Raw genomic sequence first — 15,429 nt, forward strand, 5'->3', positions numbered from 1 at the left:
CGGCGGGGTGATCCCGCCGGGCCTGTGCCTCCGTCACGACGAAGCGCGCCAGTTGGAAGGGCGCCGGTTTCAGGCGTGTCCGGCAGCCTGCGCGAAGGTGTTGCGCTTGTGGTGCCACAGCGCCGCGAAATCGACGGGCTGCAGCAGGACCGGCGGGAATCCGCCATCGCGCGTCGCGTCATTCACGATGTTACGCACGAACGGGAAAAGCAGGCTCGGGGTTTCGATTTCGAGGATCTGCTCAAGGATATGTTCGGGCGCACCCGTTACCGTCACCAGCGCGCAGTAGTACAGTTCGACAATGAACACCTGACGGGCGGCCGCCTGCGTGTCCGGGGTCACAGGCGGCAGCGAGGCCTCGATCTTCGTGTGCAGGGTCACCTCGTACAGGGGCTGTTCACGGGTGATCTGCCGCGCCTGCACGTCGATCTGCGGCTGCATGGTGGGGGTTTCCGTCTGCAACTGCTGGAAGATCAGCGGGGCATTCGGAACCTCGAACGAGAGATCCTTGACGTACTGGATGTTGATCGTCCTGAAGATCTGCGGAGCGGCCTGTTCCTCCTGCGGTGCGTCGGCGTTCTTCGGAAGGTCGGAAGGCTTGTCGGTCATGTGGCTCTTTGTTCCCTGAGACGGAAAAGGGGGAAGGAAAACGGGTGTTCCAAGCCGGTAGCATGCCTCCACGCGTTCGCCAACCATGTCGCGTCGTGGTGCAATTCCCGCGATATGCGCATTAAACGCTTCTGTCGCATTGTCTTGGCAGCGGGCGTTGCCTATGTTTGCCGAAGGATTTTTTTAACGGGTCGGGGTTCTCCCGCTCGCGGGTATGGACAGGCGGCATGGATTTTCTATTCGGGCATTTCCCCCTTGATCTGGTGTTCCTGGGGCTGATCGCCGTGTTTCTGGTGCTGCGCCTGCGGGGTATCCTGGGCCGGCGTGTCGGCGCCGAACCCGCGCCGCAGCCGATACGTCCGGCGGCCGCCCCCGCCCCGGTGATCGAGGGGACGCCCGAACCCGTGGCGCCTGCCACGACCTATGACATTCCCACGCCCGATACCCGCGTGGGGCAGGTGCTGTCCGCGATTGCCGCGCGCCAGCCGGGATTTACGCCCGACAGCTTCATCAGGGAGGCGGAGGCCGCCTTTCGCCAGATCGTCCATGCCTATGCCGTGGGCGATGTCGAGACCCTGCGCCAGCACCTGACCGAAAGCACGTTTACCGCGTTCGAGGCCGCGATCGTTTCGCGCCAGCAGGCGCATGAGACCATGCGCAGCGAGATCCGTGACATCACCGACATGGCGATCACGGATGCGGAACTCTCCCCCGATGCCAGCGTGCCGTATGCCCGCATCGAGGTGCGTATCGTGTCCGACCAGGTCAGCGTGACGCTCGACCAGAACGGGCAGCCGGTCGCGGGTGTGGATGCCGTGACCGAATTTTCGGACCTGTGGACGTTCGAACGGATCCTCGGCGTTGCCGTCACCGGCGCGCAGTGGCGCCTTGGCGCCAGCCGCAGCGCCTGACCTTCCCGCCTTCCTCCCAAGAAACACCAGCCAGAGACTGTTCCCGATTGACCATGAAGCCTGTACCTGTTCTTGCGTCGGCGCTCCTGTGTGCGTGCTATGGCCTTGCCCCGCAGATGGGGCTCCGAACCGCCCATGCGGCCTCCCACGGGCAGAACAGGTTTCCCGCCAAGACCAAGGCCATTTCCTTTGCAAAGGTTCCGGGCTGGGATGCCGACAGTACGGCGCAGGCGCTTTCGGTCTTTGTGGAGGAATGTCACAAGCTCGGCTCCCTGCCGGCCGACAGCGCGCTTGGCGATGGCACGGCCCGGGTGGGCAACCATGTCGGCGACTGGCTGGCGGCGTGCGACGCCGCGCGCAGGGTCGCACCCGATAGTGATGCCGCGGCGCGCGACTTCTTCCAGACATGGTTCCGGCCCTACCGCATCGGCACGCCCGACCGGCAGGGGACGCTGTTCACCGGGTATTACGAACCTGAAATCCGTGGCTCCCTGAAACGCGGCGGCATCTACCAGACTCCGGTCTATCGCCGGCCGGCCGACCTGCAGCGCGTGCGCGACGCACAGGGCCACATGCAGACCGGCCGGTGGGAAGGCAAGAAATTCGTCCCCTACGCCACCCGTGCGCAGATCGATGGCGGGGCGCTTGCACATCACAAGCTGGAACTGCTGTGGGTGGCCGACCCGGTTGACCTGTTCTTCCTGCAGGTGCAGGGCGCGGGGCGTGTGCGCCTGCCCAACGAGAAGGTCGTACGCCTCAGCTTCGACGGGCATAACGGGCAGCCCTATGTCCCGCTTGGTCAGGTGATGGTGCAGAAGGGCTACCTTGAGGAAGGCCATGTCAGCCTGACGGCGATTCGCGCCTGGCTGGAGGAGCATCCCGAACAGGCCCGCAGCGTGATGGAGCAGAATCCCAATTACGTCTTCTTCACCGAACTGCCGTCGGACACCACCGATGTGGGGACGCCGGGTGCGCTGGGCGTGCCGCTGACGCCGGGGCGTTCGCTGGCGGTGGACCGCCATGCCATCCCGCTGGGTGCGCCGGTGTGGATCGATACGGCCGTCAATGCGTCGGGCCATGTGGAAGCGTGGAAACGGCTGGGATTCGCGCAGGACCTGAGCCGTGACGTCAAGGGAACCGGAAGCGTGGACCTGTATCTTGGCTGGGGTCCGGAGGCGGCGCAGGATGCCGCGGCCCAGCATTCCGTTGGCCAGTTGGTCGTGCTGCTGCCCCGCAAGGCGGCGCAGGATACAGGGAATGGCAGGGACTCCGGGGATAACGCACCCTGACCGGTCACGACCGATCGCGCGACAACAAGGGGTAGAGAACCATGGCCGGGCGGTCCACCACCACGGCGGCCGGCCCACAGGGGCCCGTGCCGCCACGCACCATACGTTATCGCGAGGGGCCGCACCAACTGGTGCGCGGCGACTGCCTGAAGGTCCTGCGCCGGATGCCGGCCGACAGTGTCGATGTCGTGGTGACATCGCCGCCGTACAATATCGGCCTGCGCTACAGCACCTATAACGATACGCTTGATGAACAGGGTTATCTCGACTGGATGGTGGCGATCGCACGCCAGGTCCGGCGCGTGCTGAAACCTGACGGGTCGTTCTTCCTCAATATCGCCGGGTCATCGGCGCAGCCATGGCTGCCGTTCGAACTCGCGGTAAGGCTGCGCGCGCTGTTCGCGCTGCAGAACCATATAAGCTGGGTGAAGTCGATTTCGATCGGGACGGAAACGTTCGGCCATTTCAAGCCGGTCAACAGCCACCGCTATCTCCATCGCAACCACGAACACCTGTTTCACCTGACCCGGTCGGGGAATGTGAACCTCCGGCGGCTTGATGTCGGCGTGCCCTATATGGACAAGTCGAACATCGCACGCCGCGGGCACCGGCAGGACCGGCGCTGCCGGGGGGATACGTGGTTCGTCCCGTATGAAACGGTGCAGGGCAGGGCGCAGAAATACAACCACCCCGGCACCTTCCCCGTCAGCCTGCCGCAGATGTGCATCCGCCTGCATGGCCGCCCCGATGCGGTGGTGCTGGACCCCTTCATGGGGACGGGTACGACCATTGTCGCCGCCCTGCGCGAAGGGGCGCGTGGAATCGGCATCGACCTTGACAGTGGCTATGTCGAGATCGCGCGCGAACGCGTGCGCGCGGCCCTGCGTGAAAGCGGCGCGTGAGGCGCATTCCCGGTTATTGATTTTTTCACTTGTTTTCATTGAAACGATTATTTTGACAAATGCTCCGCCGATCGGTCAGAACATCCCCGAACACAGACGGGGGAATACAGGGACATGTCGGTAAGGAAGGCGATTCTGGGGATCGTGGCCGCCGGGGGCGTAGCGTACGGCGGTACTGTCGCCTATCTGACCCATTTCGATCATGAAACGGCGCCCGCGCCGGCAGGGGCGGGTGTCGATGCCGTTTCGGCCACGGCGCTGAACGTCCTGCGCGAGGCGCGGTGCGATTACTGTCACGCGGCGAAGGTGGAACTGCCGTTCTATTTCAAGGTGCCGGTGGCCAACCAGTTGATGAACCGCGACCGCGACCAGGGCCTGCGCCATTTCCGTGTCGAGCCCGTGATCGAGGCCCTGCAGACCGGCAAGGTCCCCGGCGAGGAAGCCATGGCCCGGATCGAGGAAGTGGTGCGCCAGAACCGCATGCCGCCCTCGCTGTACCTGCTGATGCACTGGCATGCCCGCATGTCCACCGAACAGCGTGACGCCGTCCTGTCATGGATCGCGCAGGAACGGCGTGAACATTACGCAACGCCGGGGGTGGCGTCGCGCTTTGCCGCCGAACCGGTGCAGCCCGTGCCCGAATCCCTGCCCGTGGATGCGAACAAGGTGGCGCTGGGGCAGCGGCTGTTCTTTGAAAAGAAGCTGTCGGAAAACGGGGAGCTGAACTGCGCAAGCTGCCACAGCCTGCAGCATGCCGGCATGGACGGCCTGGTCACCGCGACGGGCATCTTTGGGCAGAAGGGGCCGATCAACGACCCGACGGTGTTCAATGCCGCGCTGAACAAGAGCCAGTTCTGGAACGGGCGTGCCGCGACGCTGGCGGATCAGGCGGCGGGGCCGGTGATGAACCCGCTGGAAATGGGATCGCATGACTGGAACGCCGTGGCCGACCGCCTGCGGGCCGATCCGACCTATGTCACGGATTTCCAGACCGCCTTCGGCAGTGCGGACATCAACCAGGATACGATCACCGCTGCGATCGCCGAGTTCGAAAAGACGCTGCTGACGCCCGACAGCCGGTTCGACCAGTACCTGAAGGGCGATGACACCGCGCTCAACACGCAGGAAAAGCACGGCTACGAACTGTTCAAGAATATCGGCTGCTCCGGCTGTCATACCGGCGCGTCGATGGGCGGGCAGGCGTTCGAGGTCATGGGCCTGGAGGGCGACTACTTCGCCGCGCGTGGCGGGGCGATCACCGACGCGGACAAGGGACGCTTTACCGTCACCCACCAGCAGCAGGACATGGAACGCTTCAAGGTGCCCAACCTGCGCAATGTGGCCCTGACCGCGCCGTATTTCCATGACGGCAGCGTCAAGACGCTTGACGGTGCGGTGCGGGACATGGCGCGTTACCAGACGCCGGACCACGATATCTCCGACCAGGACGTGGCCGACATCGTCGCCTTCCTCAACACCCTGACGGGCAAGTATCAGGGACAGACCCTGACGCTGGAACAGCCCGGCGCGCAGTAAGGACTTTCTGGCCTGCAGCCGCCACCGGCGTCCTGCCGGTTCTTGCCCCGCCGCATCATGCGGCGGGGTTTTTTGATGCCGGTATGGCAGTATGTCATGATAAGGAACGGCGACAGGATCCCATCCTGTCGTGTGGCGCATGTCGGGCTGTTTTGCGCGTCATCATCTGCCGGGAAAACGGGAATAGCGGGCGCGGGAGGAAGGTGAAGGTGCGGCGGCGTCGGATACTCAATCAGGATGAGCAGGCGCTGTGGGCGGCCTTTACGCAGGATATTTCGCCCTTGCGCCCGGCCCGTGCTGCGCCGCGCGCGCCACTGTCGCCCCCGCAGGGGTCATCCCCGGCGCAGGAGGGCGCGCCAGCATCGAAGATGGCGGTGCCTGCCGATGGCATCCGCCGCCTCACCCCGCCCGGACTGCACCAGCGGTCCATTCATGGCAGGACGGACCATGACCGTGCGCTTGAAATCGGGGTCCGGCGTCCCGGCCTTGATGATACAAGCTGGCGCGGGCTGGTCAGCGGACGGCTGCGTCCGCAGCGGCGGCTGGACCTGCATGGGCAGATCGCGCAGACGGCGTTCTATCGCCTGCATACCTTCCTGTTGCAGGCGCGGGCCGACAATGTGCGGTGCGTGGAAATCATCACCGGGCTGGGCAGTGGCGTCAATGGCGGCATCCTGCGTCGCGAACTTCCGCTATGGCTGGGGCGTGCGGACCTGCGGCGCTTCATCCTTGCGGTGGTGCATCCGCATGCGGCCAACCAGGGGGCAGTCCGGGTGCTGCTGCGTCGGCAGTCGCGCGCCTGAGAGGCGGTTCCGAAAAAAGACAAAAGTTTCTGGGTGCTGCCCTCAGCCCATGCGCCAGTCGGGCAGGTGGGTCGAAAGCCAGCGCCGCAGCGCCATGATGGAGGTCACATCGCCCGCCATCTGCCGGTAGGACGCCGTGCATGCCTCCGCATCAAGCAGCCTGCGTCCCGTGCTGCCGGCCATGGTGCGGATGTCCGCGCCGTCGATGGCAATGTCGGTGGCGTGACGCCATTCCGCGACCAGCGGCGGCGGGGTCAGCATCGGCAGCACCAGCCCGATATCCAGCGACGCCGCCCCGGCGAGCGCCGTCCACGCCCCATAAAGCAGGGTGGACAGGGCCGAATGGTTTTCACGCAGCAGCACGTCATGCATGCATGGCACGTGCTGCCCGCCGATATCGAGCGCCACGCTGTCGGTCAGGGTAAAGAGGGCGGGATAGCCATCATGCGACAGGGCCTCGATCGCCGTGCGCGTTTCGGCGGACCCCTGCGGGTCGAGGATCTGGATCACATCGACCTGGTTGTCCCGCAGCGCCGTGATCGCGTCCGTGACGCTGGCAAGGCCGGGCACGGGAATGGGACGCAGGCCGAACAGCGTCATGCCAAGGACGGTCGGCAGTTCAATGCCCGTCAGGGTGGACACCGCGATGCGCACCGGGCGGTCGCGCATGAAATTTTCAAGGTTGTGGTGAAGCTGCGCGCGCCCGATCACCACCGGCGACAGCAGGCTGAAGAACAGGGGCAGCCAGCGGGTGTAATCGAAATGGATGCGCGGCGCCCCCGACAGGGCGGCGACCAGTGCCGCCCCCGGCACCGCCAGCGCGGTGGTCCCGTCGGGCGGGGTCTGGGTATCGAACAGGTTGGCCGCCGTGACGCCATCCTGTCCCACGGTCATGCGGGTTGAAACCACCTGCCCGTGGCCGAAGGCGCGTTCAAGTTCCGGGGCCAGCAGGCTGCCCCACCGTCCCGCCGGGCTGCCCCTGTCCCCACCCAGCAGGAGTTGCGGGCTGGTGACCGACTGCGCCTGCGCCGGCAGCCGCTTGGGGGGCAGTTCGGAGGCCCTTGCCCGTCCCGCAAGGGCCGCCACCGCGAAGGGCAGGGCCGCGAGCACGAAATCCCGGCGCCGTATCACATGCCCGCCCGGCCGTGCGGGCCGGACGGGGCATGGGGATGATGGGTCATCGGGTGGGGGTGGGGACAAGTTGTGGCTACTCCGCGTCATCGGGTTGGGAACGGGATGCTGGCCGCGCATTGCGGCAGCCATGCGGCCAATTTAGGGCCAGCGCACCTCCGGGGGAAGGCTCATCAGGATGGCTTCGGTATTCCCGCCGGTTTTCAGGCCGAACAGGGTGCCGCGGTCATGCAGCAGGTTGAACTCCACATACCGTCCGCGCCGGATCAGTTGCGCCTCGCGCTGGGCGGGGGTCCATGGTTCCATCATGCGGCCGCGCACGATGTCGGGATAGGTTTCGAGGAAGCCAAGCCCCACGTCACGGGTAAAGGCGAAGTCGGCATCGGCGTCGCCGCTGTGCAGGCGGTCATAGAAAATACCGCCAAGCCCGCGCGGTTCGTTGCGGTGGGGCAGGTGGAAATACCTGTCGCACCAGTCGCGAAAGCGCGGATAATATTCGGGGTCGTGCTTTTCGCACGCCGTGCGGAACCCGTCATGGAAACGCCGGGCGTCGGCAATGGCCTCCGCACTGTCGGGAAACATCGGCGTGATGTCGCCGCCGCCACCGAACCAGCCTTCGGTCGTGACGATCATGCGGGTGTTGAAATGCGCGGCCGGGACCAGCGGGCTGCACATATGCGCAACAAGGCTGATGCCGGTTGCAAAAAAGCGCGGGTCTTCGGACGCGCCGGGGATGGAGTGGCGGAATTCCGGGCTGAACATGCCCGACACGGTGGAGACGTTGACCCCCACTTTTTCAAACACCCGCCCGCGCATCAGGCTGATGACGCCGCCGCCGCCGGGGGATCCGTCCTCGTTCGTGCCACGGTTCCATGGCGTGCGTTCGAAACGGCCCGGCGCGCTGCGCCCGTCAAGCGTGGGGGCATCGTCGCGCGCGGCCTCGTCCTCGATCTGTTCAAAGGCGGCGCAGATACGGTCGCGCAGGCTTTCGAACCATGTGCGGGCCGCCTCCTTCATGGTGTCATGGGCAAGGGGCGGGCGGGCGTTGGTCATCTGGGTCATTGTTTTCAGGTCTGGCTTCAGCTCTGGGTCCGTGAAAGGGTATGGGTGCCTGTTTGTCCTTTCGATTGCAAGACAGGTCGTGCCACCGCTAGGAAAAGGCAACGGCGGCGGGTATGTTCGGCGCCAGATGAACACGCGGGTTCCTGCCCGGTGCCGATACGGACATGACCGGACCAAGATGCTGCCTTTTCCTGCCTGTGACGAAGCCTGAACCCGGATGATACGGTTCCTGCCTTTCCTTCCGGCCGCGCCGGGTATCCGCCCGCGCGCCCTCCGCGCCGCTGCTGCCTGCCTTGTCCTGTCGGCCCTCGCCACGGGGCAGGGCAGTCCCGCGCGCGCGCAGTCCGCAACCCCGGTCCCGCCCCATTCGTGGAGCTTTACGGGACCGCTGGGCACGTTCGACATGGCGGCGGTGCAGCGCGGATACGTGGTCTATGACCATGTCTGTTCCTCCTGCCACGGCATGACGGCGCTGACCTATGGCGATCTCGGTGGCATGGGCCTGACAGAGGAGCAGGTGCGCCGCATCGCCCATGCGCACCAGGTGCCCGCGGGCGTGGATGCGGCGGGCAAGCCGGTGAAGCGCCCGGCCACCGCCGATGACCACCTGCGTTCGCCCTATGCCACGCCCGCCATTGCGGCGGCGGCCAACCATGGCGCGCGGCCGCCGGACCAGTCGCGGCTGGAAATGGTCTATCCCGGCGGGGCGGATCGCATGCGCGCGCTGCTGCTGGGCTACGGGCAGGCTCCGCCGCCGGGCACGCAGGTCCCGGCGGGCAGTTTCTACAACCCCTATGCCGTCAACGGGCTGATCGCCATGCCGCCGCCGCTGCATGATGGCGGCGTGACCTATGCCGACGGCACGGCCCCCACCGCGGCGCAGCAGGCCGATGATGTCGTCACGTTCCTGACGTGGGCGGCCCATCCCCATCTGGAGGAACGCCACCGCACGGGTGTGCGTGTCATCGTGTTCCTGCTGGTCCTGCTTGTGCTTACCTTCTGTCTGAAACGGAGAATATGGTCCGATGTCCACTGAACCCGCCCACCCGTCTGATGTGATCGAGCCCGTCATCGGCCTGATCGGAGGCTCCGGCCTGTATGACATCGAAGGGCTTGAAGACAAGGAATGGCGCACGGTCGAAACCCCGTGGGGCAAGCCGTCGGACCAGTTGCTGTTCGGCCGGCTTGATGGCGTGCGCTGCGTGTTCCTGCCGCGCCATGGCCGTGGCCACCCGCTGCCGCCGACGCGCCTGAACTACCGCGCCAATATCGATGCGCTGAAGCGTTCGGGGGTAACGGACATCGTCTCGCTCTCCGCCGTGGGATCGCTCAAGGAAGAACTGCCGCCGGGTCATTTCGTGGTCATCGACCAGTTCATCGACCGTTCGTTCGCACGCGAAAAGACGTTCTTCGATACGGGCTGTGTCGCCCATGTCAGCATGGCCGACCCGCTGTGCCCGCGCATTGGCGACGTGCTGGAAGGGCAGTGCCGGGCGCTGGGGCTGGATGTCACGCGCGGCGGCACGTACCTGGTGATGGAAGGGCCGCAGTTCTCCACCCGTGCGGAAAGCAACCTGTATCGTTCATGGGGATGCTCGGTCGTTGGCATGACCAACATGCCCGAAGCCAAGCTCGCCCGGGAGGCGGAGATGTGCTACGCCACCGTCGCGATGGTGACCGACTATGACTGCTGGCACGATGGTCATGACAGCGTGACGGTCGATGCGGTGGTCAAGGTGATGCAGGAAAATTCCAGCCGGGCGCGTGCGCTGGTGCGTGCGGTCATCCCGCAACTGGGCAAGCCGCGTGGCCCGTGCCATGCCGGATGTGACCGTGCGCTGGAACATGCCATCATCACCGCGCCTGACAGCCGCGATCCCGCCCTGCTGGCGAAGCTGGATGCGATCGCGGGACGGGTGCTCGCACGCGGCTGAGGCTGCTTGTGCCCATCCCTTCTTGGGGGATGGGCAAGACTGAAATCATTTAAAAGTTTCTGGGTGCCGCCTTTTTTCAAAAAGGCGGTGTTTTTCGAAGCTTTTTGGAAAAAGCTTCACCAAAAACTTTTATTCATTTACAGCCAGTGCTCGAAAAAGCTGAGCGTGCGCTGCATCGCAAGTGTTGCGGCGGTTTCGTTGTAGCTGGCGCGGTCGGTGCAGCCGAAGCCGTGATCCGCCCCTTCATAGACAAAGATCTCGATATCTTCGTGCGCGGCGCGGATGGCGTCGATGTCGCCGGACGGGATGTGGGCGTCATCCGCCCCGAAATGCAGTTGCACCGGGCAGTTGGGCGTCAGCGCGCGTTCCGCCGCGATCCCCCCGCCATACCATCCCACCGCCGCGGCGAAGGTGGTGGTGCGGCATGCGGCTTCCCACGCCAGCGTCCCGCCCCAGCAGAACCCCATGATCCCCTTTTTTTCCGTCGTCAGCGCATCCGCCGCGGCGGTAAGGTCCAGGAGTGTCCCCTCCAGCGGTGTCTGCGCGCGCAGGGCAAGCCCTTCCTTCATCCCTTCGGCGGAATAGGGAAGGATCACGTCACGGCGCGCCCGGTCGAAAATCGCGGGTGCGATGGCCTGATACCCTTCGCTCGCCAACTGGTCGCAGACGGCGCGGATATAGGGGGTGACGCCAAAGATTTCCTGTACCACCACCACGGCGCGCCGCGCATCGGGACGCCCCGCGCGATAGGCGGAAAATTTGTGCCCGTCCGTGGCGGTCAGGGTGATGATCGATCCCATATATGTCTCCCTCTGGTGTGGGCTGGTCGTGCATGATGTGACGACCCCATGCGGCCATCGGTGAAGGCCAGACCTATATCACATTCACCGCCGCCCCTGACACAGGCGGTACCGCGGGTGTGATGACGCCGTGCGCGGGACTCGGGTGGTGGCATGGGGCGCAGGGGACGCATGCAGCCCGTGCGGGGCCGGGGCCGGTGGTGCAGGAATGTTGGTAATATATTGATTTAAAATAATATATTATGGATTGGCCTGCGCCCCCATGCGGGCCGCGTCGTGGGGATGGGAAACTTGATCGTGAATCCTGCTGCTTCCCTTGACACCCAAAAGAGGTCTTCCTATCTGCTCTTTAGCACTCTCATGAGGGGAGTGCTAACGCGATGCGGCCTGGCGCGCGCGCCAAACCGGTGGCGTTGCTTAATTCAAGGGCGTTACCTTTTTTAGATTATGGAGCGATCCATCCAATGACGAAATTTCGTCCCCTGCATGACCGCGTGGTTGTCCGTCGCCTCAAGAGCGAGGAAAAGACAGCCGGTGGGATCATCATCCCCGAGACCGCCAAGGAAAAGCCGATGGAAGGCGAGGTTATCTCGGTCGGAGCGGGTGCCCGCAACGAACAGGGCCAGATCGTCGCCCTCGACGTCAAGGCTGGTGACCGTGTGCTGTTCGGCAAGTGGTCCGGCACCGAAGTCACGATCGATGGCGAAGAGCTGCTGATCATGAAGGAAAGCGACATCATGGGCGTTGTCGCCTGATCTCGCGCACCTGCGTCTGATTCGAAAAAATAACCTTTCCTACTGGAGAAAATGAAAATGGCTGCCAAGGACGTAAAGTTCGGCGATGAAGCACGTCGGCGCATGCTGCGTGGCGTGGATATCCTGGCCGATGCGGTCAAGGTAACACTGGGTCCGAAGGGACGTAACGTCGTCCTCGACAAGAGCTTTGGCGCACCGCGCATCACCAAGGACGGTGTCTCGGTCGCCAAGGAAATCGAACTGGCTGACAAGTTCGAGAACATGGGCGCGCAGATGGTGCGCGAAGTCGCCAGCAAGACCAACGACATCGCCGGTGACGGCACGACCACCGCGACCGTCCTGGCGCAGGCAATCGTGCGCGAAGGTGCCAAGGCCGTTGCCGCCGGCATGAACCCGATGGACCTCAAGCGCGGCATCGACAAGGCTGTCGGCGCGGTTGTCGAGGAACTGAAGAAGAACACCAAGAAGATCACGACGCCTGCCGAAACGGCGCAGGTCGGCACGATTTCCGCCAATGGCGAAAAGGAAATCGGCGAAATGATCTCGCAGGCCATGCAGAAGGTCGGCAGCGAGGGCGTGATCACCGTCGAGGAAGCGAAGGGCCTGCACACCGAACTCGACGTGGTCGAGGGCATGCAGTTCGATCGTGGCTACATCTCCCCGTATTTCGTGACGAACGCGGAGAAGATGACCGTCGATCTGGACAACCCCTACATCCTGATCCACGAAAAGAAGCTGTCGTCGCTGCAGCCGATGCTGCCGCTGCTCGAGGCGGTGGTGCAGTCGGGCCGTCCGCTGCTGATTATCGCCGAGGACGTCGATGGCGAGGCGCTGGCGACCCTGGTGGTCAACAAGCTGCGTGGCGGCCTGAAGATCGCCGCGGTGAAGGCTCCGGGCTTTGGTGACCGTCGCAAGGCGATGCTCGAAGACATCGCGATCCTGACCGGTGGGCAGGTCATCAGCGAAGACCTGGGCATCAAGCTCGAAAGCGTCACGCTGAACATGCTGGGCACCGCGAAGAAGGTGCACATCGACAAGGAAAACACCACGATCGTCGAGGGTGCGGGCGAAGGCGAGGCCATCAAGGGCCGTTGCAGCCAGATCCGTGCGCAGATCGAGGAAACCACCTCCGACTACGACCGTGAGAAGCTGCAGGAACGCCTTGCGAAGCTGGCCGGTGGCGTTGCGGTGATCCGCGTCGGTGGTTCGACCGAGATCGAGGTGAAGGAACGCAAGGACCGCGTCGATGACGCGCTGCATGCGACCCGCGCCGCGGTTGAGGAAGGCATCGTCCCCGGTGGTGGCACGGCGCTGGCGCGTGCGTCCACGACGCTGGGCCACCTGCACTTCCACAACGAGGACCAGCGCGTCGGTGCGGGCATCATCCGCAAGGCCCTGCAGGCTCCGCTGCGCCAGATCGCCCACAACGCGGGCGAGGACGGTGCGGTCATCGCCGGCAAGGTGCTGGAGAACGAAACCTATGCGTTCGGCTTCGACGCGCAGGAAGGCACCTACAAGGACCTGGTCGCGGCTGGCATCATCGACCCGATGAAGGTCGTGCGCACGGCCCTGCAGGATGCGGCGTCGGTTGCCGGCCTGCTGATCACCACCGAGGCGATGGTGGCCGAGCGTCCGGAAAAGAAGGCGCCTGCGATGCCGGAAGGCGGAATGGGCGGCATGGGTGGCATGGGCGGCATGGATTTCTGATCCAGCCCCCACCCGGGACAACAGGGTCCGGGAAAAAAGGGGGAGGGTGGTTTCCGGCCGGGACCGCCTTTCCCCTCCATTTCCGGCCCTGCAGGATGCAAAAAGAGGGAAGGCGGCATGTCCGTCTTCCCTCTTTTTTTGTCATCATGAACTTTTTTTTTAGAGATGCGATTTGACAAGGGGCAGCTATTCATGCTGCCCCTATAGGCAGCACGAACGACGTGAAATCCGACTGGGTGTTTTTTCCGGATGCCCTGTTTTTTTCATGACCGTAAAGGCGAGAGCCCGAATTCCCGGTATTGGGACCGGCAAAGAGGCGCAGGAGAGTATATCGGCTATGGCAACCGGAAAAGTTAAGTGGTTCAACGCGACCAAGGGTTTTGGATTCATCATGCCTGACGATGGTGGCAAGGACGTGTTCGTGCACATCACCGCAGTGCAGGCCGCTGGCCTGCGTGGCCTGGATGAGAACCAGGCCGTCAGCTACGACATCACGATGGAACGTGGCAAGGCGGCGGCAAGCAACCTCAAGCCGCTGTAAGCCTTCGCAGGCTTGCCGAAGGATCACGGTGCTGGCGGGACGTCTGGCGTTCCGTCACCGGTTTGAAGAAACCGCGTGATCTCTCGCGCCGCATGGGCCAGTCCCATGCGGTGAACCGCGACCCCCGGCGGGAACGCGGACAGCAGGCGCGACGGGGTGCGCCGGTCCAGCAGGACAAAGACCCCACGATCCGTCTCGCTACGGATCAGCCTGCCAAAGGCCTGGCGCAGGCGCAGGCGCGCGATGCGGTCATCATACCGCGATGGCGCCCCACCCGACAGATGGATGCGTCGTTCGCGATGCAGGATATCGGGACGCGGCCACGGCACCCGTTCAAACACAACCAGACGCAACGCCTGTCCGGGCACATCCACGCCGTCACGCATGGCGTCGGTCCCCAGCAGGCACGAATTATGTTCGCTGCGGAAGATGTCCACCAGCGTCGCATTGTCCATCGGATCGACATGCTGCGCATAGAGCGGAAGGCCCGCCATCTCCAGCGGTCCGGCAAGCCGCGCATGGACATCGCGCAATCGTGATATCGCCGTGAACAGACCCAGCCCCCCACCGCCAGACGCCTCGAACAGGGTGCGATAGGCCCCGGCCAGCGAGGCCGGATCGTCATGGGCGACATCGGTGATGATGAACGCACGGCTCTGCCTGCGGTAATCGAACGGACTGGCGAGCGAGGCGCGCAGTGCTGGCATCGGCAGGTGCGTCGCGCCCAATCGGGCTTCAGCCGCTTCCCATGCGCGTTCGGCCTCGTCCTCGTCCGTGGTGTCGTTTTCATCGCGCAGGGTTGCCGATGTCACCAGCAGCCCATGCGCGGGCGCCGCCAGCACGGCGGAAAAGGGAATGGTCGGGTCCAGCCAGTGACGGTACAGTCCCACGTCACGCTCGCCGGGTTTCTGGCCTTCGCGCCGGTCAAGGCGGATGAAGTCGATATATTGCGGCACCTGCCCCGGTTCGGCCACATGCTCCGTCCCCACGGCGCCCAGCATCGCGACCCAGCCATCCAGCCGCGCCAGCGCACGTTTGCGGATGGCGCGGATCGCGGCCTCGATGCGTTCGCGCGATGCACTGTCGAGTTGTTCTGCATCTTCCTCCAGCCGTTCCCCAAGCCGGTTGACCAGCGTGCGCAGCGGCGTGGACAGGCGCTCCAGCGCGCGGGCGAGCGTGCGAGCGGCTTCGACCAGTTCTTCGGGAACGGGATGGAGGTCACATTCCACGGCACCGCGCCGGTGGGCATTCGGGCCGCCGTGCGTGCGCGCCAGCGCCTGCCGGCGCAGCAGCACCAGCAGGGCCTCGGTCGGGTTCGACAGAACGGGTTCGGGTTCCGCCTCCATGGGGATCAGGTCGCCCTGTGGCGGCGGGATGTCGGGGTCTTCGGGCGGCGGTGGCTCCGGCGCGTCCGCATCGGCCAGGCGGGCGGACCATCCGGGGGCGGGC

15 protein-coding genes are annotated in these 15,429 nt (G+C 64.8%); 10 read left to right on the top strand and 5 right to left on the bottom strand.

Annotation, left to right across the window (positions count from 1 at the left end; translation table 11 throughout):
- Positions 1–69 precede the first annotated feature (69 nt).
- Complete coding sequence (gene secB / locus HNH97_RS03930; protein ID WP_110912760.1) at positions 70–609, bottom strand: protein-export chaperone SecB; 540 nt, start codon at positions 607–609, stop codon at positions 70–72.
- A 227-nt stretch (positions 610–836) separates the two neighbouring features.
- On the opposite strand from secB, the gene HNH97_RS03935 reads away from it, so the two are divergent.
- The 5 genes from HNH97_RS03935 (at position 837) to HNH97_RS03955 (ending at position 6,050) form a co-directional block, all read left to right on the top strand.
- Positions 837–1,520 (top strand): Tim44/TimA family putative adaptor protein, encoded by a 684-nt coding sequence (locus tag HNH97_RS03935; RefSeq protein ID WP_110912761.1) that lies wholly within the window; start codon positions 837–839, stop codon positions 1,518–1,520.
- 53 nt (positions 1,521–1,573) lie between these two features.
- The gene (gene mltA / locus HNH97_RS03940; protein ID WP_171789944.1) at positions 1,574–2,809 is read left to right on the top strand and encodes a murein transglycosylase A; all 1,236 of its coding nucleotides are present in this window, start codon (positions 1,574–1,576) and stop codon (positions 2,807–2,809) included.
- Between the two features lie 41 nt (positions 2,810–2,850).
- The gene (locus HNH97_RS03945; RefSeq protein ID WP_110912763.1) at positions 2,851–3,711 is read left to right on the top strand and encodes a DNA-methyltransferase; all 861 of its coding nucleotides are present in this window, start codon (positions 2,851–2,853) and stop codon (positions 3,709–3,711) included.
- 114 nt (positions 3,712–3,825) lie between these two features.
- Positions 3,826–5,247: a cytochrome-c peroxidase gene (locus HNH97_RS03950; RefSeq protein WP_171789945.1), complete on the top strand. Its 1,422-nt coding sequence runs from the start codon at positions 3,826–3,828 to the stop codon at positions 5,245–5,247.
- A 209-nt stretch (positions 5,248–5,456) separates the two neighbouring features.
- Complete coding sequence (locus HNH97_RS03955) at positions 5,457–6,050, top strand: Smr/MutS family protein (protein WP_265176128.1); 594 nt, start codon at positions 5,457–5,459, stop codon at positions 6,048–6,050.
- 42 nt (positions 6,051–6,092) lie between these two features.
- Here the strand turns inward: HNH97_RS03955 and HNH97_RS03960 are convergent, their stop codons facing one another.
- Both HNH97_RS03960 and hemF read right to left on the bottom strand, forming a co-directional pair.
- The gene (locus HNH97_RS03960) at positions 6,093–7,181 is read right to left on the bottom strand and encodes a hypothetical protein (protein WP_265176216.1); all 1,089 of its coding nucleotides are present in this window, start codon (positions 7,179–7,181) and stop codon (positions 6,093–6,095) included.
- Between the two features lie 141 nt (positions 7,182–7,322).
- Positions 7,323–8,234 carry an oxygen-dependent coproporphyrinogen oxidase gene (gene hemF, locus HNH97_RS03965; RefSeq protein ID WP_110912790.1) on the bottom strand — a complete coding sequence of 304 codons (912 nt, stop codon included), beginning with the start codon at positions 8,232–8,234 and terminating at the stop codon, positions 7,323–7,325.
- Between the two features lie 226 nt (positions 8,235–8,460).
- Here hemF and HNH97_RS03970 point away from each other — a divergent pair, with 226 nt between their 5' ends.
- Positions 8,461–9,279: a cytochrome c1 gene (locus tag HNH97_RS03970; RefSeq protein ID WP_171789947.1), complete on the top strand. Its 819-nt coding sequence runs from the start codon at positions 8,461–8,463 to the stop codon at positions 9,277–9,279.
- On the top strand, positions 9,269–10,177 hold the full coding sequence (locus HNH97_RS03975; RefSeq protein WP_110096385.1) for an S-methyl-5'-thioadenosine phosphorylase: 909 nt from the start codon (positions 9,269–9,271) through the stop codon (positions 10,175–10,177). The genes HNH97_RS03970 and HNH97_RS03975 overlap by 11 nt, the downstream gene beginning before the upstream one ends.
- Positions 10,178–10,314: 137 nt before the next feature.
- On the opposite strand, the gene HNH97_RS03980 is transcribed toward HNH97_RS03975, so the two are convergent.
- Positions 10,315–10,977, bottom strand: a complete 663-nt coding sequence (locus tag HNH97_RS03980) for a dienelactone hydrolase family protein (protein ID WP_171789948.1) — start codon at positions 10,975–10,977, stop codon at positions 10,315–10,317.
- A 464-nt stretch (positions 10,978–11,441) separates the two neighbouring features.
- On the opposite strand from HNH97_RS03980, the gene groES reads away from it, so the two are divergent.
- From groES to HNH97_RS03995, 3 genes are all read left to right on the top strand, one after another.
- Positions 11,442–11,732, top strand: coding sequence for a co-chaperone GroES (gene groES / locus HNH97_RS03985; RefSeq protein ID WP_110912768.1), 291 nt, complete (start codon positions 11,442–11,444; stop codon positions 11,730–11,732).
- Positions 11,733–11,789: 57 nt separating this feature from the next.
- Entirely contained in the window at positions 11,790–13,439 is a 1,650-nt protein-coding gene (gene groL, locus HNH97_RS03990) for a chaperonin GroEL (protein ID WP_171789949.1), read from the top strand.
- 337 nt (positions 13,440–13,776) lie between these two features.
- Positions 13,777–13,980: a cold-shock protein gene (locus tag HNH97_RS03995; protein WP_003618203.1), complete on the top strand. Its 204-nt coding sequence runs from the start codon at positions 13,777–13,779 to the stop codon at positions 13,978–13,980.
- A gap of 23 nt (positions 13,981–14,003) precedes the next feature.
- Here HNH97_RS03995 and HNH97_RS04000 read toward each other — a convergent pair.
- Positions 14,004–15,429 (bottom strand): helicase C-terminal domain-containing protein (locus tag HNH97_RS04000; protein ID WP_276509885.1); only part of this gene is annotated, 1,426 nt, incomplete at its 5' end.

It is taken from the genome of Gluconacetobacter entanii, assembly GCF_013155425.1.
GTDB lineage: Bacteria > Pseudomonadota > Alphaproteobacteria > Acetobacterales > Acetobacteraceae > Novacetimonas > Novacetimonas entanii.

Excerpts from the sequence above, each read along its gene's own strand:
- HNH97_RS03970 (WP_171789947.1), top strand. The coding sequence starts at position 8,461 with ATGATACGGTTCCTGCCTTTCCTTCCGGCCGCGCCGGGTATCCGCCCG.
- HNH97_RS03945 (WP_110912763.1), top strand. The coding sequence starts at position 2,851 with ATGGCCGGGCGGTCCACCACCACGGCGGCCGGCCCACAGGGGCCCGTG.
- mltA (WP_171789944.1), top strand. The coding sequence starts at position 1,574 with ATGAAGCCTGTACCTGTTCTTGCGTCGGCGCTCCTGTGTGCGTGCTAT.
- hemF (WP_110912790.1), bottom strand. The coding sequence starts at position 8,234 with ATGACCAACGCCCGCCCGCCCCTTGCCCATGACACCATGAAGGAGGCG.
- HNH97_RS03980 (WP_171789948.1), bottom strand. The coding sequence starts at position 10,977 with ATGGGATCGATCATCACCCTGACCGCCACGGACGGGCACAAATTTTCC.
- HNH97_RS03935 (WP_110912761.1), top strand. The coding sequence starts at position 837 with ATGGATTTTCTATTCGGGCATTTCCCCCTTGATCTGGTGTTCCTGGGG.
- groL (WP_171789949.1), top strand. The coding sequence starts at position 11,790 with ATGGCTGCCAAGGACGTAAAGTTCGGCGATGAAGCACGTCGGCGCATG.
- groES (WP_110912768.1), top strand. The coding sequence starts at position 11,442 with ATGACGAAATTTCGTCCCCTGCATGACCGCGTGGTTGTCCGTCGCCTC.
- HNH97_RS03995 (WP_003618203.1), top strand. The coding sequence starts at position 13,777 with ATGGCAACCGGAAAAGTTAAGTGGTTCAACGCGACCAAGGGTTTTGGA.
- HNH97_RS03975 (WP_110096385.1), top strand. The coding sequence starts at position 9,269 with ATGTCCACTGAACCCGCCCACCCGTCTGATGTGATCGAGCCCGTCATC.
- HNH97_RS03950 (WP_171789945.1), top strand. The coding sequence starts at position 3,826 with ATGTCGGTAAGGAAGGCGATTCTGGGGATCGTGGCCGCCGGGGGCGTA.
- secB (WP_110912760.1), bottom strand. The coding sequence starts at position 609 with ATGACCGACAAGCCTTCCGACCTTCCGAAGAACGCCGACGCACCGCAG.